A 23,947-nucleotide genomic window follows, 5' to 3' on the forward strand; every position below is an offset into this window, starting at 1 on the left:
GTCAATACCAAGCCATTCACAAATGTCATGCATCAAAGCTTTTTTATCTTTTTTTAGAGCGCTAAAGTCATAAACACGGACGTTGTCTGCACCGAGTATTTCTACCCAATTGTTTATAAACATATGATATCTGGACTGTTCGATAACAGCTGACAGCTGATTGTTGCCACCAAAGCTATTGCCGTTTTCAACCTCGGATATAAATTCATCAAAGCTTAAATCTGCAGGTAGTACAGTTCTTGTGTCTCTAAAGTATTTAAATGTTGAATAAATCCTTTGTGATGGCTCTCTTATAAAAAATAATGCTTTACAAGGATGTGCCTGTGCATACTCTAACGCGCTATCTTGGTAAATAGTGAGTGTCGTACCATCAACGATATACTTATTTTCTTGCTTAAATAACTTCGCGTAGCCTTCTTCTCGGTGATCTTGCCAGTTCGACTTCTTATTGAACTTCCAGTCGGCTTCATCTACTAAGTAAAATAACTCTTTATCAACGCCGCCACTTATATCCGGATGATTGACTAGCCAGTCATAGACTGAAGTGGTACCGCACTTAGGAGCACCTGCTAAAAATAAGTTTGGTAATATGTGTTTAGTAGACATTCTTCCCCACAAATCCTCTAAATATCGTAAAAATCACAATTTTGAAGTCCATCCAAAGACTCCAATTCCGGATATACTCCAAATCGTATTTAATACGCATTTCCATTTTTTCGACGGTATCTGTTTCACCACGCCATCCGTTTACTTGCGCCCAGCCGGTTATGCCAGGTTTCATTTTGTGGCGTAACATGTAGTAGGCCACTTTCTTTCTGTACTCTTCGTTGTGGCTTACAGCGTGCGGCCTTGGCCCGACTACTGACATAGTGCCTTGTATTACGTTAAAGAACTGGGGGAGTTCGTCCAGGCTGGTTCTACGTAAAAATGCACCGAACCTGGTAACGCGTGGGTCATTTTTCGTGGCTTGTTTAACTACTTCGCCGTTATCCATAACGCGCATAGAACGGAACTTCCATACTTTGATTTTCTTACCGTCCATGCCATAGCGGTCTTGCTTAAACAATACCGGGCCAGGCGACGTAATTTTGATAATTGAAGCGATAATGAGCATAGGTAGCGCAATTACAGTAAGAATTGAAAACGCCAGGAACAAGTCCTCCATGCGTTTCATAATTGAGTAACCGCCGTGCATTGGGCTGTCGTATACGCTGATGGTTTGCACTTCACCTACGTGCCCCATTCGAGAGTGCAGTAAGTTGAAGGTAAATACATCCGGTACGATGTGCACGTCTACTGTGGTATCACCCAATTCTTTTAGAATATTCTCTATACGTTCTTTGTTGGTGAGCGGGAGTGCTACGAACAGAATTTCTATTTTGCCTTCCTGGGCTAGTCTAACGCCATCGGCAATACCGCCCTCGAGTTTGTGCAGAAACTTTCCGTCTAACCGTTCAGGTGCGCGTTCATCAAATACAGCGGTAAGCTTATAGCCTGATTCGGGGTAGTTAACTATTTCATTTGCCAGGTCTAAACCGCGCTTGGTTAAACCAATAATGCCGACTGAGCGGGTGTTATAGCCCTTTTTCCGAATGGAAATAAGGAACTGTCTGAAGATTGCGCGCCATAAGCAAAGCAGTGTTGTGGTGCTTATAATCCACAGGCCCAAAGTTACCCGTGAAAAGTACTCGGTTTGCTTGGTAAAGAATAAAAATAAGAAGAGTGGGAACAGCGTGAGTAGCCAGCTACTTACGGTGTAAAACAACATTTCTTTGAAGGAGCCGTTTCGCCAGGAACGGTACAGTACGAAGAGTTCAGCAAAGAAGAGATACGCCATGTTAGAGATAAGCCCTAACACAAAGTATCTGACATCGAACTTGCCGATATACGCAAATGCAGAAACAGCTAAACACAGCTGGATAATTAAAATATCAATCAGTCGGTATACGAAGGCAAACTGATTAATATTATTGCGAATGAATCCGCCGTTTTCGTTCATTAACTACCATCCCTTGGTAAGTTCCAATACTACTTGAATGCGCTAACTGGCGATTGTAATGGTAATGTCTGTTAGTGACAATTCCGTGAATCACCAAAATGGTGCTATTGCACCATTGTGTAACTATACCTCAATTACTCTCAATGCCAAACGAAAGCATTGTTTGGCGCGGTTAGTAAGTGATATTAAACGGTTTAGTTACGCTTTTATTTTTTGTTATTCGCTTACTGTGTAGGGCAAGTTATTGTTTTGGAATATTGAGCAAAGGTGGTGCCAAGTTTTATTTGGGGTTTGTTGTTTTGGGTTGTTTTTACATCGTGGCCTTTTTGTTAGGTCCCGGGGCGAGCCCGGAAGGTCCCGGAACAAGTCCGGGATGACGGTGTGTGAGTTGTGCTCCTTCTGTACGTCGTCCCGGAATCGCGCAGCGCATATCCGGGATCTTAAAAGCAACCAGTGGGGGTTGTGTTTGGCTTCGTGACCTTTTTATTTAGGTCCCGGGGCAAGCCCGGAAGGTCCCGGAACAAGTCCGGGATGACGGGTTGGGGAGCGGGATGACGGTTTGGGGAGCGGGATAACGGGTTTGTATTAATCCCCTAGCTGATAGTTTTTTTGTCGGAACAAAGTGAGGGCGGCGTTGCAGACTTCGGGGTCGTAGAGCTTGCCGGCGTGTTGTTCTATTTCCTGTAAGGCCTTTTTAATGCCCAGCGCGTGGCGGTACGGGCGGTTTGTGGCCATCGACTCAATAACGTCTGCTACAGTAATGATGCGGGCTTCCAGTAAGATTTCATCTCCTTTTAGGCCTCTGGGATACCCGGTGCCGTCCAGGCGTTCGTGGTGCTGATACGCTACTTCGGCTACGGGCCAGGGGAAGGCGATATTTTTTAGTATGTTGTACCCATTACACGCGTGAGATTTGATGATCTCAAACTCTGCGTCGGTGAGCCGGGTTGGTTTGGTTAAATACTCAGCCGGTATACTGATTTTGCCGATGTCGTGCAGCAGCCCTGCAATGCGCAAGCCGTATTGGGTATCCATGTCTAAGCCCATTTCAAGAGCAATGGCCGATGCCAGCTCCCCTACCCTGGATTCATGTCCCGCTGTGTACGGGTCGCGTAGCTCCACCATATGCGAAATGGCGGTAATGGTACCGAGTATGGTTTTTTCCAGTTTAGTGGAATACTCCTGCACTTGTTCTAACGCCGACTCCTCGGTACTGATATCACGCCAAATCCCCACAAAACAGGTAGCCGATACGCTTTCAACGCGTCGCAGCTCATCATGAAAATACACATAGTGCCCTTTGGCGTGCTTTACCCGGTAATAGTGATCGCCGCCCCCATTGGCCAGTATGCTTTTACTTTCTTCCAGCGCTCTGAGGCGGTCGTCCGGATGCACACACTTTTCCCACCAACCGGGTTGTAGTGCTTCTTCTTGGGTATAGCCGAGTAAATCGTACAGGTTGTCGCTAACCCAGAGCGTACGCAGGGTTTTACCGTCCCAGTTCACTGCGTAAGTCAGCATAGGAATGTGCTGAAAGAACGTAGGGATTTTATTGAGCACCAACTGTTCAGTGCTGTCGGTTGCCGCACTGGCGACTTGTCTTTCTGCGCTGTTTAAGCGCATCAACAACACGTACAACAGGCCCGACATTAGCGTAACAAACGCCACGCCTTTGCCTGCCGACAACACATAAGAATCGTTAAAATCGCCAATGAACTGTGCAAGCAACCAGTCACTGCCGATTATCCATATCAAACTAGCAAGCAGGTATATTGCAACCAGCTTTTGATAGCGGCGTTTGTTCATAATGAGTCCGAACCACAAAGAAAAAATTACGATGAACTTGAAAAAGAAAACACTGTTCACCAGTGCCAGGCTCTAGTTAAGCTGGGGCATTCTATGCAAACTTTTTGAGAGATCTACTGTTTACGACGATTTGCTACGCTAATGCGACGTTTTATTGATTTAGATGAAAGGAAACAACATTCTTCCCGCTGTTTACGCTGGTCAGATTACTTTGCTTGCTCAGATTGAAGCCGTTCATCCAGATGTTTGGCGATGTCGGGCAATTGATCGAGCCCGCTTGGGTAAGTTACCCGATAAAAAGGAACGCGTTGTAACAATGCAGCCAGCGCCATAATGCGTGACTGTTCAATGCCTAATCCGCGATAGGCATCACCTAACATACTATTTTGCATGAGTATGATCAGCGCTGCGCTGGGGTTAATTCGGGTAATGGTGAGCGGATTACCTGATTGGGGCTGTTCGTCTACCCGGTTTAGGTAGTACATGGCGGTTACCGGCGTGGCGGTATGAGTATCTTGCGCCGCAAAGGAGATTTCCTGTTTGGCGAAGCGCTCGTGTACCTTCTTTTGCTGTACCGGCTGGGTAGTTAAGTGATTTTCTAACATCGCTGCGCTGTCGGGCCACAAGCGAACTTTGGGCCAGCTGGGATACACTGCGTATTGTTCGTTAGTGTGGTATAGCGCCGCCATATCGTCAGTTGTTAACGTGTATCCCAGAGTGGTTAGCAGCGTGGTTAACGTAGACTTACCAGTGCGGCTTGGCGCTAAAAACAACTGTGCCTGATTGTTTTTAACCAGGGTATTGGCGTGCAGACACAAGTGGCCTTGCAGCTCGAGAAATAACGATAACCCCAGGGTTTGCAGATAATGCGCCGGGCCGGTGCCGTTCGCCTGCCAGTCTATGGTTAATTGGTTCCCTTGCAGTTGAAACGTTCCCTGCCCTTCACAGTCTATATGCAACTGATAGCAGTCATCTTCCCTGTTCAAGGTAATATTCGACTCGTAGCGTTCACCTTTGTCGGTTAACGTCCAGGCTGTTTTGGGGTTGCTCAGTGGCGTAACGGGGTTGAACGACACATCCAACGTAAAAGGCGTGTTTGTATTGTTGGTAGTCTTGTCCAGGGCAAGGGTTACGCCGTGAAGTGGGGTACTACTGAGCGACGCCAGTTCCTGTTGAGTATTCGGTGACATTCCTTAATCCGCTGACTGCTGTACAACTAGTGCTAGGATGCGTGGTTTAAGGGTTTGTGTAAAGTGCCGGATAAAAAAATGCCCCGTAATACGGGGCAAAGTTGAGAACACACACACTTTATTGCACACACTAACCTTGGAAAGGGTTCCGCTTGGTATGGCCGCCCTGTTCATCAGGAACACTGCCAGAAAAACCTTGCGTTAATTCTTGCAAGCTACCTGCACGCTGAAGTTGGGGTGCGTGGTAGGTTAGCTTGTTGTTTCTGTCGTCTTGCTTGTTCATTCAACACATCCATAAAGTTGATATTTATAGTGTACGTTTTTTGCGCGCATGTTGGTTATTAAAGCTCATTATTAGGTATTGGGTTTAATACTTTTTGTGGCGTCCAGCGGGGTTGTTTTGAAATCTCGGCCTTTTTGTTAGTTCCCGGAACGAGTCCGGGAAGACGGTGTAAATGTAACGCTAACCCTATACGTCGTCCCGGAAAATGCGCAAGCATTTATCCGGGATCTAAAAATCATACCGCAGGGGTTGTTCTTACATCGTGGCCTTTTTATTGGTTCCCGGGGCAAGCCCGGGATGACGGATTGGTTGTAATACGCCACCATCCGTCGTCCCGAAATCGCCCCAGCGATATTCGGGATCTTGGAAACATCCAGCGGTGGTTGTTTTTAGATCGCGGCCTGTTTGAGTAGTTCCCGGGGCAAGCCCGGGATGACGGTAAGAGGGTCGTCCTGGAAAATGCCCAAGCATTTATCCGGGATCTTGGAAACATCCAGCGGGGGTTGTTTTTACATCGTGGCCTGTTTGAGTAGATCCCGGAACAAGCCCGGGATGACGGTGAGGGGCAAACCTTAGCTCCGAAGCTTTTTTATTAGGTCCCGGAACGAGTCCGGGATGACGGTGTAAATGTAACGCTAACCCTATACGTCGTCCCGAAATCGCCCCAGCGATATTCGGGATCTTGGAAACATCCAGCGGGGGTTGTTCTTACATCGTGGCCTTTTTATTAGTTCCCGGGGCAAGCCCGGGAAGACGGTGTAAATGTAACGCTAACCCTATACGTCGTCCCGGAATCGCGCAGCGCATATCCGGGATCCTAGGAAACATCCAGCGGTGGTTGTTTTTAGATCGCGGCCTGTTTGAGTAGGTCCCGGGGCAAGCCGAGGTCCCGGGGCAAGCCCGGGATGACGGGGAGTGGGCAAACCTTAGCTCCGAAGCTTTTTTATTAGGTCCCGGAACGAGTCCGGGATGACGGAGCAGATGTAACGCTAACCCTATACGTCGCCTCGGAACGAGTCCGGGAAGACGCTTATCCGGGATCTTGGGCACAAAAAAGCCCGGCGGACCGGGCTTTTCTACAGTTAACTTAAAAATTAACCTTGGAAAGGATTACGCTTAGTGTGACCACCTTGTTCGTCTGGAACGCTTCCAGAGAAACCTTGTGTCAACTCAGCCAAACTACCAGCTTTATCAAGCTTCGGCTGTGCATATGCCTTTTTGCTTTGTTCTGTAACAACTGCCTGTTGTGATTTCATATTGATACTCCCTTATTTACTGCGGCGAGTAGCACGAAGTGCTAACAAACCAAATGCGACGAGTAACAAACCAGCAGGAGCAGGTACTTCACCGAACGCGTCAGTATCTGTTTGGAATGCTAAACCACTACCAGCTGCGATGAACGCAGAGATGGTCATGGTGCCGTAAAGCTCATCTTCAACCAAGTTGCTATAGCTAGCAGTTGCTTGAGGATCGCTGCTTACGAACTCATGGCCAGGGCCTGATCCATTTGCAGAAGCATCGAAGAACGCAGTATCAAATACAAAGCCTTCACTTAAAATATCAATAGTGATACTTACAACGTCAAACGGACCGTTGAAGAAAGTGAATAAACCATAAAACGTATTTGAAACAGGGTCGTAGTCACCGAAAGAATCGCCGTCAAGAATCAACGCCCAGTCAGAAGCACCAAACGCACCACCTTGAGTAGCGGTTAACGCTTGCCAAATAGCAGACTCGCTCGATCCATTAGCAAAATCAACGGAAACAGAAATGCCAACCATGTCTGCACCGGTCACACCTTGAACATAAGACGCATTTGCTTGAAAAGAAGCAAACAACGTCATTGCCATTGCGATAATAAATTTTCTCATTAAAGACGTCCCTAAAATGAAAGTTATAAAGAGTACTGCTACTTCCAAACACTGTATTGCAAAGATCGTACCCTAATTAATTGTAATTATATTACATTGATTTTATTAAGGTATTTTTGATCTAAATAGATCGCGTTTGATCTGAAGATGTTGTTTTGTAAAAGAAACCGACACTAGAATGGTGGCCAAATAGGCAGTGAGGCTTACGGAACTGTTGATTTTAAAAAGAAAAACCCGGGTATTTCTACCCGGGTTTCTGCGATGAATAGGCTTTTAGCGATTAGCCTTGGAACGGATTACGCTTAGTGTGACCACCTTGCTCGTCTGGAACACTGCCAGAGAAACCTTGGGTCAGTTCAGCCAAGCTACCTGCTTTTTGTAACTCAGGCTTCGAGTATTCGCGCTTTTCTGCGTGCGCGTCACGCTGTTCAATAGAAGTCATCGTTACTCTCTCCATTATTTAGATGATTTACGCGCAATACGCATACCCATCAGGGCCAATGCAATCATTGCAAAACCTGCTGGTGCTGGAACAGAAATCTGGTCAGTGTCAGTTAAGAACACTTGCATTTCACCAGATGCTACAACAACCTGGCTAGAACTTAGCAGAGTCATTGTACCAAACAGCTCGTCCATGTAGTTGTCAGAGTAAACTGCAAACACATCAGCGTTTGAAGATACTAACTCACGACCAGGACCTGAACCATTTGCTGACGCATCGAAATATGCGGTATCGAACACGAAACCTGCAGCCAATGCGTTGAACGATAACGAAACCATGTCGAAATCGTAGAAATTCATCATTAAGAAACCGCCAAACAGGTCGCCTGTTACTGGGTCGAAATCACCAAACGAATCACCGTCTAGTAATACACCCCAAGGAATCAGACCGAATGCACCACCTGCACCGGGAGCAACAGCACCCCAAGTTGCAGTTTCAGAAGAACCGTCTGCAAACGTGGCAGTTACTTCCATACCGACCATATCTTCGCCGGTTACACCTTGAACAAAGCCCGCGTTTGCTTGACAAGCAAAAAACGCCAGGATCCCTGCTAAAATTAATTTTTTCATCGCTTCCGTCCTCTATAAAAAGCCCAGCACCGAAAATTCGAATACTACGTCCATAACAATACAATGTTCGTGCCAAAAATATAATAGCTATTAAAAACAACAGCTAAGCCCAAAACTATCTAAGCGAAACCTAGATTTATAGGCTCATAAGCGGTTGTTTGTAAAATTATCCGACACAGCTATAAATTCTGTATTCAGATCCGCTGTTTAAGCGCCATTACCCACTCTATTTTCGACTTGAAGCCTAGTTTACTTCGGTTTGCACTTTTTTAAAAGCCTTACGGGTTGAATGTAACCGTAGTTTCACAGTTTCAGTAATCACATGATATTTAAATACTTTTTTATTTTTCATGGTAGTTAAGTATTTGTCAGGCACTATGTGTGTGCAACTGCACAAAATTTAAGCACATATAGTTTACCACCAACTTTATTTACGCTTTTTTAGGTACCTGCGAGTCCTAAGGTCCCGGAACAAGTCCGGGATGACGGATTGGTTGTAATAAGCCACCATCCGTCGTCCCGAAATCGCCCCAGCGATATTCGGGATCTTGGAAACATCCAGCGGTGGTTGTTTTTAGATCGCGGCCTGTTTGAATAGGTCCCGGGGCAAGCCCGGGATGACGGTTTGGGTGAAATACGCCATCATCCGTCGTCCCGAAATCGCCCAGCGATATTCCCATCCGTCGTCCCGGAAAGTGCGAAGCACTTATCCGGGATCTAAGAAACATCCAGCGGTGGTTGTTTTTGCATCTCCGCCTGTTTGAGTAGGTCCTGGGGCAAACCAAGGTCCCGGAACGAGTCCGGGATGACGGAGCAAGGCAGTATCAACATCAACGTCGTTCCGAAGGTCCCGGAACGAGTCCACGATGACCTCGTACTCTTGCTTACTCAGGCCTTAACGGGCATAGTGTTGTCACACTCAGGAAGATAAACATATCAGCATGACCGCGTTGTTTGCCATGGTGGCAGCAGACCACCACGCCATAATGGATCTATTCGATGAAGCCAGTCGACACGCTACACTGGCACTAAATTGGCAAAACGAACATTGCCTGGTGGGCAATTATTGTTACCGCGGTAATGCGCGAACGCAGTTGCTGAGTCAGTTTTCCTTGCCACAGGGCAATATTATTGCCAACGCCAGTGCGCCGCTTTCCAATAGCGAATTAAGTGAGCAATTTTCCGCACAGCCCGCAGCGATCTCAAACGCGATCACCGGCCCGCATACGGTGTTTACCTGGCACAACCCGCACAAATTGCTGTTTGCTTCACGCGATCCACTAAATCAACATGCGTTATACTACGGTAAAGTGGGTGGCGTGACGGTAATTAGCTCCGAGGCGTCGTTTATAGCGAAGTTAATGCCCAAGCAGCCGTCGCTGAATACCACAGCGTTGTCGTGTTGGTTAGCAGGGCAGCCTAACCCGGCTCTTTGTTTGTATAATGAAATTAATACGTTACCGTTAGGCACCAGCCTTTCTGTTAGTCCTCAGGGCAACGTAACTGAGCACACGTTCTGGGATATCGACCCGCAAAATAAGCTGGCGCCCGCGTCCGACGGTACATACCGGGATACGTTTTTAGATTTACTAAAACAGTGTGTGAGCAGCCATATACACCCTTCAGATTCGCTGGTTGTAAGCCAGATGAGCGGAGGTATGGATTCAACATCCATTACCGCGCTGGCAAACGAATTGCTCACCGAGCCACGTAGTTGCAGGGCGCTGTCGCATTTGTACAGTCATTCGGCCAGTTGTGATGAGTCTGACAACATCAAAGCCATGTACCAGAAGCTGGGGCTGGTTGATCCTATTCAGATCACCGTAGATGCCGGTGCGCATCGCGACTTCATGTCGCTCTACCCTACTGATTACGACTCACCGGGAACCGTGTTATCGCCGCGCTATCATCAGGAGTGTGAGATCATTCAGGCCGCCGGTGGGCACCGACTACTTACCGGCAACGGTGGTGATGAAATGTGCTGGGGCCACGCCAGTGCCTATACCGAACGGCTTTTCAAGGGTGAGTTTGGAGTTATTGCCGAGGTGCTGAAAGCGTGCAAGCAAACGGGTATGGCGCGCTGGCCGGTCGCGCGTTCGTTGTTTGTAAAACCCATGATCCCTCAGTGGCTGCTGAATAGCGCGTATGCGTTAAAAGGCAATACACCGTCTGACATCCCCGCCTGGCTCACGCCAGAGGCCGCAAAACTGGCTACGGATGCGAGTAAAATTCCCAACCCCTTTAACAAAAGCAAACAACCTGTTGGTTATGCCCGGTATCAGGCGTTAAAAACCACCTCTACGTACAATTCAGTGCGTTCCTACCAAAAAGTGGGCTGGCAGTACGGGATTGATGTTGCCCACCCGTTTTTCGACCCGCGTATGGCTGAATTCAGTTTTGCAGTACCCGGTAAACAGTTAATTCGCGGTCCTTACCCCAAATGGCTACTGCGCAATGCCATGCAAAACCACTTGCCCGAGTCAGTGTGCTGGAATGTAAAAAAGGTCACCTTCGACAACCATTTTGGTCAGTTGGTAAAAGACAACGCCAAACCTTTGCGCGAACTATTGAGCGACACACGCCTGGCATCGTTGGGGCTGGTCGATAACGACGTTTTACTTAAAGCATTTGATGCGGCAGTGGGCGGCAACGGCGTGAGCGTACACGTTGATCTGCTATACGCTATCCTCACTCAGCGCTGGATCCAGCAGCACCATTAACAGCTAACGGTGCATACCAACCAAAAAAAGCTAGCGCAGCGACGCCAGAATATGTTGCGATTGCTCCCCGGCCAGCTTGAGCTCAGTATAGGTATTGACTACCTCTGGACCGTCGTTGATTAGCTGCCCTTTGTGCGTAAGCCAACAATGCGCTTTCAGGCGAGCGTCTTGTTTAGCCACACCAAAATGCAATGCTAAGTCATAGCCATATTGCGCCAGTAACTGCTGCTGTACCACGCAGCGACGTAAACAATTTATGGGAAAGATGTGGTGCCGGGCGGCCATTTCACTGAGTCTGATGGCTTCAGACAAAGAAAGTGGGAGTGAGTGCCCACTTTCTTTATTTAACTCGCTAAATATACGCGCCTTCCACCAATGGTAGGGAAAATACTGAATACGAATATGCCACAGCGCAAACTGCCACCAGCAACGCCGAAACCAACGTCGCTGATCAGGGGCGAGCGCCCGGTATTTAGAAAATGACTTAAGCAACGCCTGCTTCGGCTAAATTAGCCTGAACCAAATCGTGCATTAATACCTGAAAATCCTGTTCAGCCTGCTCTGCGGTTACGTCGTAAATGTCTGCAATGTACTGTGCAATTTGTTGCGCAGATTTACCTTGCTGCAGTTGCTCGAGCATGTCGGCACCCACATTGTTTAACGTGAAATATTCACCGGACTCCGGCTCAAGTAACACCATTTCATCGGCTACTTTCTGTAGCAACAATTCGGGCTTTAACTGATAGGCTGACATGTTTTACTCCTGATAGTCGGACCTGATTGATTGACGCTGCAACGTACCGTTTTCCAATTGGTACACCACATCCGCAACGTCAGACAGTGTAGGATCGTGCGAGATCATGATAACGGTAAACTGCGCAAACAATCCATGAAATTCCTCTTTAAAACTCAGACGGGCTTGTTCGTCCAGCATTGACGTGGGTTCGTCCAACAGCAGAATCTTCGGCTTCATTAATAACGCCCGTGCCAGTGCAATACGCTGGCGCTGACCACCCGACAGCCTTACCCCGCCCTCGCCGACCTGGGTGTCATAGCCCTGAGGTAAGCGCATAATTAAGTGGTCCAAGCCTGCCTGGCTGGCCGCTTTGTATACGTCGTCCGCAGCCGGATTCGCCAGACCATAGGTGAGGTTGTCGAAAATACTGCCGTTTAACAGCAGCACGTCCTGCGACACCAGGCCAATTGCATGGCGCAATGACGCCGTAGTGGCCTGCTGAATGTTTTGCCCGTCAATCAGAATCTTACCCGTGGCTGGCTGATAAAAGCGCATCAGCAAGTGCAGCATGGTGGTTTTACCGCCGCCATTCTGACCGTAGATCAGCATGTTCTGACCAGCTTTTAAATGAAATGACACGTCTTTCAGTATGGTGCCACGTTGAGGAAAGCCAAACGCCACGCTGTCGAACACAATGTCGCCGTGTTCGATGGTCATGGGTGTGCCGTGCTCATCGCGTGGCTCACTTTCCAGGTGATACACATGCAGCAGTCGCTCAGACGCGCCTATTACCTGCTGAAGCTGACCGTACAGGCCTGCCAGTGAACCCAGCGGCCGTGTGAATACAATGCCGTACAACAATAAGCTTATGAGATCGGGGATCCCAAGAGCGCCTGAATTAAACTTCAGCACGCTCATGATCACAACAACCAGAATACACAATGACGCCAGAAACTGAATCAACGGCGAGAGCAATGCCTGTAAGCGGAACTGGCGGGCTCTGAGCGCCAGAATTTCATTCGAACGGCGTTTAAATTTAGACGACTCCGCTTCTTCTTTGTTGAATGCTTTGATTAACGAGATCGCCCCGATGTTTTCACTCGCCTGCGCCAGTGAGTCTGCCTGACGTTGCACCAACGCCCGGGAGATTGGCTGCATGCCACGGCTCACCAGCTTCAGAATGATGTATATCAACGGCACCAGGAAGCAAATTAACAGGGCAATCGTGGGTTCAATCATGTACATCAGAATGCCCGCACCAATCAGTACCAGAATATTCGGGATGAGATTGGTTAGCACGCTGGACGCGAAAAAGCTCACCACGGCCAGATCGTTGGTCAACATAGACAGCACGTCACCGCGCTTATTTTCCTGGAAATACTGAATGGGCAGTACCTGAATATGATCGTACAAACGGCAACTCAATTCGGCCATTAAGCGCGCACCCACCAGGTTTACGTTATAGGTAGACAAAAAACGCAGTGCCGCTTGCGCAGCAAATAACGCAACCCACAAATATAAGTATTTCAGGTGGTTATTATTGAGAATTGTGACTTCTTGCAGGAATGACTGGGACTGCTGGCCAATTAAGTAAGGCACACTCAGGCTCACCGCGGTTTCGGTAACCATAAGAGCTACCACCATAATGAAAGACCATTTATAAGATTGAAAAACCTTTAAGCCGTAGTGCAGACGCAGGCTATCGAACATGTGTACTTCCGTAATTGCTACCTGAGCACCAGGCATCGTCCTATTTTATGTCTGGCGTTACTTTACAACACTCGCTTCGTCGCGTCATCTAGCCTTTTTGTGTAGGCCCCGGTTGAAAGGGAAAGAACGTCGCCTCACACCGTCGTCCCGGAAACGCGAAGCGCTTATCCGGGATCTTAGAAACATCCAACAGGGGTTATTTTGAGATCACGACCTTTTTGTTAGGTCCCGGGGCAAGCCCGGGATGACGGTAAGGGTGTCGTCTCACCATCGCGGTGGGATACCTCCATCCGTCGTCCCGGAAACGCGCAGCGCTTATCCGGGATCTTAGAAACATCCAACAGGGGTTGTTTTGATATCGTGGCCTTTTTGCTAGATCCCGGGGCAAGCCCGGGATGACGGTTAGGGTGTCGTCTCACCATCGCGGTGGGATACCCCCATCCGTCGTCCCGAAATCGCCCCAGCGATATTCGGGATCTTAGAAAACCACACATCCGTCGTCCCGAAATCGCCCCCAGCGATATCCGGGATCTTTGAAACATCCAACAGGGGTTGTTTTGATATCCCGGCCTTTTCGAGTAGGTCCCAGGGCAAGCCCGGGATGACGGGGAGGGTGTCGTCTTAGCATCGTGGTGGAATACCTCCACCCGTCGTCCCGAAATCGCCTCAGCGATATTCCCATCCGTCGTCCCGGAAAGTGCGAAGCACTTTTCCGGGATCTTAGAAACATCCAACGGGGGTTGTGTTGAGATCACGGCCTTTTTGAATAGGTCCCGGGGCAAGCCCGGGATGACAGTTAGGGGATCTTCTCAGCATCGCGGTGGGATACATTCAACCGTCGTCCCGGAAAGTGCGAAGCACTTTTCCGGGATCTTAGAAACATCCAACAGGGGTTGTGTTGAGATCACGACCTTTTTGAATAGGTCCCGGAACAAGTCCGGGATGACGGCTCTTTATAAACCCGGAACGAGTCCGGGAAGACGATGTATAAGTAAAAACCTTACTCACAGGGGTGTTATTTCCCATACTTATCTATACAATAGATTAAAAACAAACATAACAATCGAGTTAACAATAATGAAATGGCCAAATCTTAAACACTTACATTACTTGGTAACTTTACATCAGGAACAGCATTTCCACCGGGCGGCGCAGCGTTGTAACGTGAGCCAGTCAACCCTGAGTACTGCAATTCAGAACCTCGAAGAACATTTTGGCAGCCAACTGCTGGAGCGTGAGCACAAAACCTTTGTGTTTACCTCGTTAGGACTCGATGTGGTGGAGCGTTCGAAGGTTATTCTGCAGGAAGCAGGTGAACTCGTGGAATACGCGCAAAACGCCGGAAACTGGCAGCGTGGTAAGCTGAAGCTCGGTGTTATACCCACCATCGCGCCATTCTTGTTTGAAGCCATGTTAGGCGCATTTCGTACCTTCTTACCGGAAATCCAATTGGAACTGCAGGAGGACACAACGGCAAATCTTACGCGACAACTCACCGACGGCAGCCTGGACTTGCTGGTACTGGCACTGCCCATGGAAACGCCGGGATGCAAACAAATGGTGCTGGGCCACGACCCGTTCCATTTAATTGCCCATAAAGATTTGGCCAACGATTTACCTTCGCCACTGGACATTTCCAGCTTACCGAAGAAAAGCATTTTCCTACTGCAACAAGAGCATTGTATGACCGGCCATGCCGTGAGCGCGTGTAACCTGCAGCACACCGATCAAATCAGCTCGTTGGCTGCCAGCTCACTGTATACCCTGGTGCAATTAGCAAACAGTAAACTGGGCTACACATTCCTGCCAGAACTGGCACTTAACCAGGATTTGCTCAAGAACACGCAACTCACCTCGTTTCCGGCGGAAGAAAAAGCGTTCCGGGAAATTGGACTGGTATGGCGTGCGGGCACAACGCGGATGCGCTTGTTCCGTCGTGTAGGTGAGATCATATCTCCATTGCTTCCGGTCCCTACCCTAAAATAATTTTCATACCGGGCAAACTTTTTTGCCCGGCCCCCCGACTATACCCACAACAACATAAAACTTTGGGGATATCCGGTGTTTGAAAAGCGCGACGAACAATTAATTGAACAGGCCTTAAAAGGGCATAAAAAGGCCTGGTTCGCGCTGATTAAACGCTACGAGTCTGCGATTTATCAATATGGCGTACGCATGACGGGCAACCCGCATGACGCTGCAGACTTAATGCAGGATATCTTTATTGCCGTTTTCCGTAGCTTAACCAACTACCGCGGTGAAGGCAGTTTTAAAGCCTGGTTATTCCGCATCGCGCATTTTCGTTGTATTGAATTTTACCGGCGCAAGCGACCAGATTCACCGCTGGACGAGGACGACGAACTCAGCTGCGAACGCCCCTGCCCTGAACACAACTTAATGACCGACAGCACCAGTCAGGCGCTGACGGCCGCAATGCAACGTTTGCCATTAGCGCAACGTGCCGTTATCGAATTGAAATTTTTTGGACAGTTTACCTTCGACGAAATTGCCGACCAGCTGGGACTCTCCAGCAATACGGTGAAGTCGCGCCTGTACAGCGCCCTGTCGAAGTTAAAACTGGATTTGGAGGTAGAACATGGCTAATTACGAGTCAGATTATTTATTCGGCCAATGGCTGGACAATGCCTTAACTAACGAGGAGCGCGACGCGTTTGAGGCGCTCTGTCTGAGCGATGAAGCCTTCGCGGCTCAAGTGGAAACTGCCACTCAGCTATCGGTTACCGCTGAGCAGTTTACCCCTCCGCCCATGCCTGCCTGGGATAAAAATGCCACTTTCGTGGCCCCGGACAAACCCAAGTGGTGGCAATGGCAGGGCTTACCCGTTATGTCCATGGCTATGTCAGCACTGGCTATTGTAATGGTGGTCAGTGGCTTCTCTGTACAAGTAAGCGAAGGCAAATTAACCATGGGTTTTCAACAAGGGCCCAGTGACGAACAAGTTGCGGCCTTGGTGAATCAGAAACTCAATGACTACCAACAGGCAAATCAGGCCATGTTCACCCAGTATGTTGCCGCACTCCAGCAGCAACAACAGGAAAACAGCACACAGCTTACTCAATATCTGCTGACTTCGAGCCGCCAGGAGCGTCGCGAGGACTTTGCAGAGCTTATTAAGTTTATTAACCAACAGCGCGATGACGATCAGCGCTACTACGCACGCCAGCTAACTCAGCTTCAGCGTGAAATTAATTCACTGGATGATGGCTACCCCGCCCTCACCGAGTAATCAGACAACAGGTGGAATGATTATGAAAGCACTAGCAATTGCATCGCTATTTGGCGCAACCCTGGCTACCAGTGCCGTTGCACAAAACCTTACCGAACTGGATAAACAGCTGAACATTATGTCCGGTGTTATCGACACCGCTTTAAAGCAGGATACCCGCAAAGAAGGCGTGCGCTACCGCAGTATCGAAGCCACTTACCTGGCAAAGCAAGGGGTTATTTTTACCATTCACACCGGTGGTCGCGGTATGATGTTCGACTTTGATTTCGGCGACTTAATGAGTGTTATTCCTACCCCACCGTCTGCGCCCGACGCGCCCACTGTTACGGTAGTGGCAGACGGCATGCATGTAGAGAGCCACGGCGATTACGAGTTCATCGTCGAACAAGATTGGGGTGAAACCGCCGAACGTGTTGTTCGTCAGGTAGAGAAAATCGTGCGTAAGACCGACGAGAAATTACGCGAGTTTCGCAGTGATCGCCGCGAGATCGAATGGGAAATCCGCGAATTAGAACGTCGCAACCGCGACCTGGAATTCGAACTACGCGCCGCAGATAACGAGCGTAAGCGCGAAATCGAAGGCGAAATGAAGGAACTCAAAGCAGAACTGGACCGTTTACAGTCTCGTCAGCAAGAGCTTCAGGACTACGCACAGGAACTGGCCGAAGAGAAAAAGGCCGAGTTGGCCAAGCAACGCGAAATGCAGGAGCAAGCTTACAAAACCTTTCTTGCCAATTTCGAGGGCAGTGTCGGCGACACCTTGTGTAGCTTTGGTGCCGGTTTACGTGAACTCCCGGATGACGAACACATCAGCTTTATCCTGAAGAACTTCGGCAAGGGCGAAGATGGCAAGGCCCAGGACCGCTTGTACATATTCAATAAAAAGTCAGTGAAGAGCTGTGTGGCCGAGAAAATCACACCCAGCGATTTACTGGCAAAAGCCGAGGTGTATGTATTTTAGAGCAAAGGTCCCTCCCCTGTCGTCCCGGAAAGTGCGAAGCACTTATCCGGGATCTTTGAAACATCCAGCGGAGGTTGTTTTAACATCACGACCTTTTTAAATAGGTCCCGGAACGAGTCCGGGATGACGGTGGGAGGGTTGTCCCAGCATCAAAGTAGAAAACCTCTATCCGTCGTCCCGGAATCGCCCCCAGCGATATCCGGGATCTTAGAAGCATCCAGCGGGGGTTGTGTTGACATCACGGCCTTTTCAAATAGGTCCCGGAACAAGTCCGGGATGACGGGGGAGTGGGTTGTTTGCGCATCGCGGCCTGTTTATATAGATCCCGGGACAAGCCCGGGATGACGATAAGGGGTCGTCACGAAATCTCCCCCAGCGATATTCGGGATCTTAAAAAACCACAGAACCGTCGTCCCGGAATCGCCCCCAGCGATATCCGGGATCTTAGAAACATCCAGCGGGGGTTGTGTTGAGATCACGGCCTTTTTGAGTAGGTCCCGGAACAAGTCCGGGATGACGGCTCTTATTAAACCCGGAACGAGTCCGGGATGACGATAAGGGGGTCGTTTTAACATCACGGCCTTTTCAAATAGGTCCCGGAACAAGTCCGGGATGACGGTGAGTGGGTTGTTTGCACATGGCGGCCTGTTTATATAGATCCCGGGACAAGCCCGGGATGACGATAAGGGGTCGTCACGAAATCTCCCCCAGCGATATTCGGGATCTTAAAAAACCACAGAACCGTCGTCCCGGAATCGCCCCCAGCGATATCCGGGATCTTAGAAACATCCAGCGGGGGTTGTGTTGAGATCACGGCCTTTTTGAGTAGGTCCCGGAACAAGTCCGGGATGACGGCTCTTATTAAACCCGGAACGAGTCCGGGATGACGATAAGGGGGTCGTTTTGACATCACGGCCTTTTTGAATAGATCCCGGAACGAGCCAAGGTCCCGGGGCAAGCCCGGGATGACGGCGCTTTATAAGCCAAGAACTCAACCTACAATCAAGGGATACAAATCCAACCATTGGGGATTCTTTTGTGTGATCAGTTTTTCTTTCCAGCTTCGCCGCCAGCGTTTTAATTGCTTTTCGCGGGTGATCGCGGCGTACATTTCTTCGTGCATTTCGTAATACACCAGGTCTTTTACGTTGTAGCGGGTGCAGAAGCCGGATGCCATGGACATTTTGTGCTGGTACACGCGCTGGGGCAAATTGCTGGTAACACCAACATACAGCACGGTGCGTGTGAAGTTAGATAGGATATATACGGCGGGATAACGTTCAGACATGCCATTGTCCTGAAAACAAACATAGCTTATTTGAGCGCTATCAAACGATGCTGACTACTGAATCAAAGATCGGAAAACAAAAGTAGGAAATCGGCAATTTCAGTTTGAAGCGTAAAAGCACCTCAAACTGACATACCTGAATTTATACGCCAAATATGGCTTTAAGCGTGAAGAAGCACAGAATAGACAGAATTGCGCCAGCAGGCAGTGTTACTACCCAGGAAATCACGATGTTGCGGATAATGCCCAGGTTAAGCGCAGACACGCCGCGTGCCAGGCCAACACCCAATACCGCACCTACCAATGTTTGCGTGGTAGAGATTGGTAGCCCGGTGCCTGAGGCAATGACCACGGTACAGGCAGCCGCCATTTCAGCCGCAAAGCCACGGCTAGGGGTCAAGTGAGTGATACCCTCACCAATGGTAGCGATAACGCGGTGACCAAATAAAGCCAGACCCGCAACAATACCTAAACCACCTAAAGGCAGAATCCAAGGAGCCAGTGCGCTGCTTGAACCAATTTCACCACCGTTGGATACAACGCTAACTACCGCTGCCAATGGGCCAATGGCATTCGCAACGTCGTTAGAGCCGTGCGCAAAAGCCATACAACAAGCGGTAACAACCATTAACAACGCGAAGACTTTTTCTACGTTTGCACGCTGTAAATCCGCGTCTTCTGAGTGACTGTAAGCCTGGCGACTGATAAGCCATTTACCAATGAACGCAATAATTACGGCCAACACAACAGACAACACATATCCTGTGGTTGGAGACAGGTCCAAACCAACGTGTTTCAGGCCCTTTTTAATGGTCACCAGCGACATCACGAAGCCCGCAAATGCCATGTAAAACGGCACGTATTTGCGTGCATAATGGAACGGCTTGTCGGTTTCGAAAATCAGTTTGTGTGCGCTCATGAAAATCAGATACGCAATCACGCCGGAAATCGCCGGCGTTACAATCCAGCTACCAACAATTCCGCCAACTTTGCTCCACTCAACTGCGTCCATACTCACGCCCACAGCCGTGAAGCCAATGATGGCACCAACAATAGAGTGAGTAGTAGAAACCGGCCAGCCCAGGTATGACGCGACCGCCAACCACAGACCTGCAGCAAATAAAGACGAGATCATTCCCAGTACCAGGTACTCGGGAATATCAACAAAATAAGCGGTATCGATGATGCCTTTACGGATCGTCGAGGTCACTTCACCACCGGCCAAATAGGCACCGGCGAATTCGAATATCATGGCAATGATAATAGCTTGCTTGATGGTAAGGGCTTTAGAACCTACTGAGGTGCCCATTGCATTGGCCACATCATTTGCGCCAATACCCCATGCCATCACAAATCCCACCGCAGCGGCGAGGATGATCAGAATCATGCCATAACTTTGTAGGAAATCCACTGACAATAGCTCCCAGTCTGTTTAGCAGTCTGTCAGACGTCGCGCGTTGAAAGACGTATTTACTGCTGACGGGCATTCTGTCGTGTTCACGCTTACTGCCAGCACGTTGAATTTATGCATTGTTCTTCGTTCGTTTTTTATACTGAAGCTTCAATATTGCGGCGCATTCTAACTTAATCCGAAGACGAGCCATAGACCATTTTCGACGATCTGCTACAAATAATCGGCTTTATCATCCTGATCGATGATATTTACAGCAAATATTTCACTTTCGTTACAGATTTAAGACAATGTTAGCCGGTATTTTGTTTTTCGCTCAGGTTAAATCGTCTAATTTTTGTTGCAAACTCTCTAATGGCGTATGACGCACGTCTTTTCCGCTGGTCAGCGACACTATGTATTCGCAGATATTTTTGCAGCGATCACCTATGCGCTCCAGCGATCGCAATGCCCACAATATTTCCAGCCAGTCTTCCATGTCTTCACCCGACCGCGACATTTCACCGGTGGTAAAAGTCAGCAATTTTTTATATTCGCTGTCGATGCGGTTGTCCTGATCATACACGTGCAGCGCTGCGCGCTCGTCCTGACGAGCAAACGCATCGAAGGTACCGCGCATCATGGCCGTAACCTGCTGACCAATTTGCAGCATGCTGCTTTTTATCGACTCCGATGCCGGGATCTTTTGTTTGGTTACAAGCTTGGCAATACGTTCAATTTCATCACCCATGCGCTCAATGTCAGTGATGGCTTTCGAGATGGTCATAATCAAACGCAGATCGCTGGCGGTGGGGTGCCGCTTGGCAATAATACGCACGCATTCTTCGTCGATCTGCATTTCCATGGAGTTGACTTTCAGGTCGTTGAGAATGACCTTTTCTGCCAGCCCCGGATTGTTCGTACTGATGGCTTTCAGGGTATCGATTAACTGCTGTTCGACTTCGCCGCCCATAGTGAGCACTGAGTTTCTGAGGTTTTCCAACTCCAGGTTAAAGCGATCAGAGATGTGAGTATTCAGTGCGACCTGATGCATACGCTTCCCTCCCCTTAGCCGTAACGGCCGGTGATGTAATCTTCGGTTTGTTTCTTGTCGGGCATGGTAAACAGCGTATCACTGTCGCTGTATTCCACCAGCTCGCCCTGATGCAGAAACGCCGTGTAATCTGACACCCGCGCAGCTTGTTGCATGTTGTGGGTAACAATCACAATAGTACAGCGCTTCTTGAGCTCACCCATCAATTCTTCAATAAACAGCGTGGTGAGTGGGTCCAGTGCCGAGGTGGGCTCGTCGAGTAACAGAATGCTAGGTTTGAGCGCCAGCGCCCGTGCAATCACTAAACGTTGCTGCTGACCGCCCGACAGGGTCATTGCCGAGTCGAACAGACGATCCTTTACTTCTTCCCACAGTGCAGCTTCGTGCAATGCGCGCTCTACAGCATCGTCGAGTTGCCGGCGCTGCTTGATGCCCTGTAATCGCAGTCCGTAACACACGTTGTCGTAGATGCTCATTGGGAATGGATTGGGCCGTTGAAACACCATGCCTACCTGAGAGCGCAGCAACGACAGGTTTTCTTTTTTGTGATTGATATTGCGCCCTTCAATCACGATTTCGCCGCTGGTCTGGCTGTTCAGGATCAAATCGTTCATGCGATTAAAACAAGCGATCAGCGTGGACTTGCCGCAACCACTTTGGCCAATCAGCGCGGTGATGCGGTGTTTGGGAATGCGCATGTTAATGTCGTGCAGCACATGCTTCTGACCAAAACGCAAATTCAGGTCGCGTACTTCTATGGCCGTTTGTTCCGGCGACAGGCCTTCCAGGTCGAGTCGTTCCCGTTCGAACAGTTTCAGCATGAGCGTCAGTAACCTCGCAAATATCGTTGACGTAGCCGCTTACGTAAAATGACAGCCAGAATATTTAACACAAAAACCACCAGCAATAACAGCAAACAGCTGGCAAACATCATCGACGCGCTACGCATATCGGTTTGGCTGTGGAATGCGCCGTCGTAAATTAACACACCCAGGTGCATAAACTGGCGGTCCAAATGCAGGTAAGGGAACTCACCGTCAAACGGCAAATTCGGCGCAAACTTCACTGCGCCTACCAGCATTAACGGCGCAACTTCACCGGCCGCCCGGGCTATGGCCAGAATAACACCGGTCATGATCCCCGGACTCGCAATGGGTAATATGGTATGCCAGATGGTTTCCAGTTTAGTGGCCCCCAGTGCATAACTGCCCGCTTTGAGCCTGTCTGGCACACGGCGCAGCCCTTCCTCGGTCGCCACAATCACTACCGGCAGGGTTAGAATAGCCATGGTGAGTGCCGCCCAGAATACCCCGGGGGTACCCATGGTCGGTGCCGGTAAGCGGTCGCTGAAGAACAGCTCGTCAATTTGACCGCCTACCATATACACAAAAAAGCCCAGCCCGAACACGCCATACACAATGGAGGGCACCCCCGCCATATTACTCACGCAAATGCGTATCACCGCTGTCATGCTATTGTCCGGGGCGTATTCGTTCAGGTAAATAGCTGCCATAACGCCAAATGGCGTTACTAGTATGGTCATAATAAAAATCATCAGCACGGTACCAAACAGCGCCGGGAACACCCCACCCGCCGTGTTAGCCTGCTTGGGCGACTCACTCAGGAACGTCCACACACCGTCGGCGGCAACGCCTAACTTGCCCCAGGTCGTTAGCTGTCCGGTATAGGTAAGCTGGTCCAGCTCATTCAGCGCAATAGAGAACGGCGCGCCGTCAGAAAACTGCACGTTTAAACGAAACTCGGCTATTTGGGCTTCCCGTTCCAGGACCTTGGTTTGCCACTCGCGGAATTCGGCCGACAACCGCTCTCTGGCTGGTGCGTCTTCAGCTACCGCGCGAATATCCAGCTCGGCCAGACGACGATGAATGGGCGCAAGGTGCTGGGTGCGGATCTGATCAACGTCCTGCTGAAGCAAGTCTACCCGGGCCTGCGCCTGAGCCAGTGAAGACAGCGGCTGCGCCTGATTTTCCGGCATGTCCACACTCACGGGTTTCGCAAACACACGGGTGCCGTCGGCTAACAACATGTCTGCTGCGTCTTTGGCGACGGCCAGGTTTTGAATAGCGGGCGTTTCCAGAATTAACTGATTTCCATACGGGTAGCGCGTGTCTGAATAACGAATCAGCCACAAGCGCTGGGTACCGGCACTGTACTGGCTGGAGGCTTGCCCTACACCGACCTGACCATACACTTTGTGTTCCTGACCGGCCAGGTCAACATAGGTCAGCGAGTGCACCGGCCGTGGCCAGAAGTAATCACTGCCACGCAGTGCAATTAGCGCCAGCACACATACCAGGGCGACCCGCAACAAACTGGCACAAAACGCCCCCAGGCTGATCACAAAGGACTGCTGCTGACGATTTGAAAGAAATTGCCTGACCGACCATTTACCCATAGCTGGCATTCCTGCGCAGGCGCTGGCGCAATAGCTCTGCCAACGTGTTCACCACAAAGGTAAAGGTGAATAACACACAGGCGGTTAAAAACAGTACCTTGTAATGCATGCTGTCTAGCTCGGCCTCGGGTAGCTCAATGGCAAGGTTCGCGGTAAGCGCACGCAAACCGGCAAACAAGTCCCAATCGGCAATGGGCGTGTTGCC

Annotated in this window: 22 protein-coding genes and 1 pseudogene; 5 read left to right on the forward strand and 18 right to left on the reverse strand. The window is 49.5% G+C overall.

Going from position 1 to position 23,947, the window contains the following annotated elements; genetic code table 11:
• The 9 genes from AC4MRN_RS08960 to AC4MRN_RS09000 form a co-directional block, all read right to left on the reverse strand.
• Window positions 1-606 (reverse strand): sulfotransferase domain-containing protein (locus AC4MRN_RS08960; RefSeq protein ID WP_491203083.1); only part of this gene is annotated, 606 nt, incomplete at its 3' end.
• The gene (locus AC4MRN_RS08965; protein ID WP_370256124.1) at window positions 596-1,999 is read right to left on the reverse strand and encodes an undecaprenyl-phosphate glucose phosphotransferase; all 1,404 of its coding nucleotides are present in this window, start codon (window positions 1,997-1,999) and stop codon (window positions 596-598) included. The genes AC4MRN_RS08965 and AC4MRN_RS08960, both read right to left, overlap by 11 nt.
• Window positions 2,000-2,584: 585 nt before the next feature.
• Complete coding sequence (locus AC4MRN_RS08970; protein WP_491203084.1) at window positions 2,585-3,805, reverse strand: HD domain-containing phosphohydrolase; 1,221 nt, start codon at window positions 3,803-3,805, stop codon at window positions 2,585-2,587.
• 206 nt (window positions 3,806-4,011) lie between these two features.
• Window positions 4,012-4,995 carry a hypothetical protein gene (locus tag AC4MRN_RS08975; protein WP_491203085.1) on the reverse strand — a complete coding sequence of 328 codons (984 nt, stop codon included), beginning with the start codon at window positions 4,993-4,995 and terminating at the stop codon, window positions 4,012-4,014.
• A gap of 130 nt (window positions 4,996-5,125) precedes the next feature.
• A complete protein-coding gene (locus AC4MRN_RS08980) occupies window positions 5,126-5,278 on the reverse strand; it encodes a lasso RiPP family leader peptide-containing protein (RefSeq protein WP_139241517.1) in 153 nt (50 codons plus the stop codon).
• A 1,094-nt stretch (window positions 5,279-6,372) separates the two neighbouring features.
• Entirely contained in the window at window positions 6,373-6,534 is a 162-nt protein-coding gene (locus tag AC4MRN_RS08985) for a lasso RiPP family leader peptide-containing protein (RefSeq protein WP_139241518.1), read from the reverse strand.
• A 12-nt stretch (window positions 6,535-6,546) separates the two neighbouring features.
• Window positions 6,547-7,149 (reverse strand): hypothetical protein, encoded by a 603-nt coding sequence (locus AC4MRN_RS08990; protein ID WP_073320061.1) that lies wholly within the window; start codon window positions 7,147-7,149, stop codon window positions 6,547-6,549.
• Between the two features lie 280 nt (window positions 7,150-7,429).
• Window positions 7,430-7,591: a lasso RiPP family leader peptide-containing protein gene (locus AC4MRN_RS08995; protein ID WP_139241519.1), complete on the reverse strand. Its 162-nt coding sequence runs from the start codon at window positions 7,589-7,591 to the stop codon at window positions 7,430-7,432.
• 14 nt (window positions 7,592-7,605) lie between these two features.
• The gene (locus tag AC4MRN_RS09000; protein ID WP_073320065.1) at window positions 7,606-8,220 is read right to left on the reverse strand and encodes a hypothetical protein; all 615 of its coding nucleotides are present in this window, start codon (window positions 8,218-8,220) and stop codon (window positions 7,606-7,608) included.
• A gap of 941 nt (window positions 8,221-9,161) precedes the next feature.
• On the opposite strand from AC4MRN_RS09000, the gene AC4MRN_RS09005 reads away from it, so the two are divergent.
• Complete coding sequence (locus tag AC4MRN_RS09005; protein ID WP_491203086.1) at window positions 9,162-10,940, forward strand: lasso peptide isopeptide bond-forming cyclase; 1,779 nt, start codon at window positions 9,162-9,164, stop codon at window positions 10,938-10,940.
• Between the two features lie 30 nt (window positions 10,941-10,970).
• On the opposite strand, the gene AC4MRN_RS09010 is transcribed toward AC4MRN_RS09005, so the two are convergent.
• Genes AC4MRN_RS09010 through AC4MRN_RS09020 form a run of 3 tightly spaced genes read right to left on the reverse strand, consistent with a single transcriptional unit; the run spans window position 10,971 to window position 13,386 of the window.
• Window positions 10,971-11,432: a lasso peptide biosynthesis B2 protein gene (locus tag AC4MRN_RS09010; RefSeq protein ID WP_491203087.1), complete on the reverse strand. Its 462-nt coding sequence runs from the start codon at window positions 11,430-11,432 to the stop codon at window positions 10,971-10,973.
• Window positions 11,425-11,694: a PqqD family protein gene (locus AC4MRN_RS09015; protein WP_073320074.1), complete on the reverse strand. Its 270-nt coding sequence runs from the start codon at window positions 11,692-11,694 to the stop codon at window positions 11,425-11,427. Before AC4MRN_RS09015 ends, AC4MRN_RS09010 begins: the two co-directional genes overlap by 8 nt.
• A gap of 3 nt (window positions 11,695-11,697) precedes the next feature.
• Entirely contained in the window at window positions 11,698-13,386 is a 1,689-nt protein-coding gene (locus AC4MRN_RS09020) for an ABC transporter ATP-binding protein (protein WP_175555777.1), read from the reverse strand.
• A gap of 1,077 nt (window positions 13,387-14,463) precedes the next feature.
• Here AC4MRN_RS09020 and AC4MRN_RS09025 point away from each other — a divergent pair.
• The 4 genes from AC4MRN_RS09025 to AC4MRN_RS09040 all read left to right on the forward strand — a co-directional run bounded on the left by AC4MRN_RS09025 (window position 14,464) and on the right by AC4MRN_RS09040 (window position 17,594).
• Window positions 14,464-15,372: a hydrogen peroxide-inducible genes activator gene (locus AC4MRN_RS09025; RefSeq protein WP_073320080.1), complete on the forward strand. Its 909-nt coding sequence runs from the start codon at window positions 14,464-14,466 to the stop codon at window positions 15,370-15,372.
• Between the two features lie 75 nt (window positions 15,373-15,447).
• Window positions 15,448-15,990 carry an RNA polymerase sigma factor gene (locus tag AC4MRN_RS09030; protein ID WP_255054258.1) on the forward strand — a complete coding sequence of 181 codons (543 nt, stop codon included), beginning with the start codon at window positions 15,448-15,450 and terminating at the stop codon, window positions 15,988-15,990.
• A complete protein-coding gene (locus AC4MRN_RS09035; RefSeq protein ID WP_491203088.1) occupies window positions 15,983-16,633 on the forward strand; it encodes a hypothetical protein in 651 nt (216 codons plus the stop codon). The genes AC4MRN_RS09030 and AC4MRN_RS09035 overlap by 8 nt, the downstream gene beginning before the upstream one ends.
• A 22-nt stretch (window positions 16,634-16,655) precedes the next feature.
• Window positions 16,656-17,594 (forward strand): hypothetical protein, encoded by a 939-nt coding sequence (locus AC4MRN_RS09040; RefSeq protein ID WP_491203089.1) that lies wholly within the window; start codon window positions 16,656-16,658, stop codon window positions 17,592-17,594.
• 991 nt (window positions 17,595-18,585) lie between these two features.
• Here the strand turns inward: AC4MRN_RS09040 and AC4MRN_RS09045 are convergent.
• From AC4MRN_RS09045 to AC4MRN_RS09070, 6 genes and pseudogenes are all read right to left on the reverse strand, one after another.
• Window positions 18,586-18,882 (reverse strand): GIY-YIG nuclease family protein, encoded by a 297-nt coding sequence (locus AC4MRN_RS09045; protein ID WP_370165538.1) that lies wholly within the window; start codon window positions 18,880-18,882, stop codon window positions 18,586-18,588.
• A gap of 142 nt (window positions 18,883-19,024) precedes the next feature.
• Window positions 19,025-20,293: an inorganic phosphate transporter gene (locus tag AC4MRN_RS09050; RefSeq protein ID WP_370242130.1), complete on the reverse strand. Its 1,269-nt coding sequence runs from the start codon at window positions 20,291-20,293 to the stop codon at window positions 19,025-19,027.
• A gap of 316 nt (window positions 20,294-20,609) precedes the next feature.
• Complete coding sequence (gene phoU / locus AC4MRN_RS09055) at window positions 20,610-21,326, reverse strand: phosphate signaling complex protein PhoU (RefSeq protein ID WP_073320098.1); 717 nt, start codon at window positions 21,324-21,326, stop codon at window positions 20,610-20,612.
• A 14-nt stretch (window positions 21,327-21,340) separates the two neighbouring features.
• The gene (gene pstB / locus AC4MRN_RS09060) at window positions 21,341-22,147 is read right to left on the reverse strand and encodes a phosphate ABC transporter ATP-binding protein PstB (protein ID WP_073320101.1); all 807 of its coding nucleotides are present in this window, start codon (window positions 22,145-22,147) and stop codon (window positions 21,341-21,343) included.
• A 5-nt stretch (window positions 22,148-22,152) separates the two neighbouring features.
• Window positions 22,153-23,742, reverse strand: coding sequence for a phosphate ABC transporter permease PstA (gene pstA, locus AC4MRN_RS09065; protein WP_491203090.1), 1,590 nt, complete (start codon window positions 23,740-23,742; stop codon window positions 22,153-22,155).
• A pseudogene (locus AC4MRN_RS09070) lies at window positions 23,735-23,947 on the reverse strand (ABC transporter permease subunit); the annotation flags it as partial. The pseudogene AC4MRN_RS09070 and the gene pstA, both read right to left, overlap by 8 nt.

Source organism: Marisediminitalea sp. (assembly GCF_984433645.1).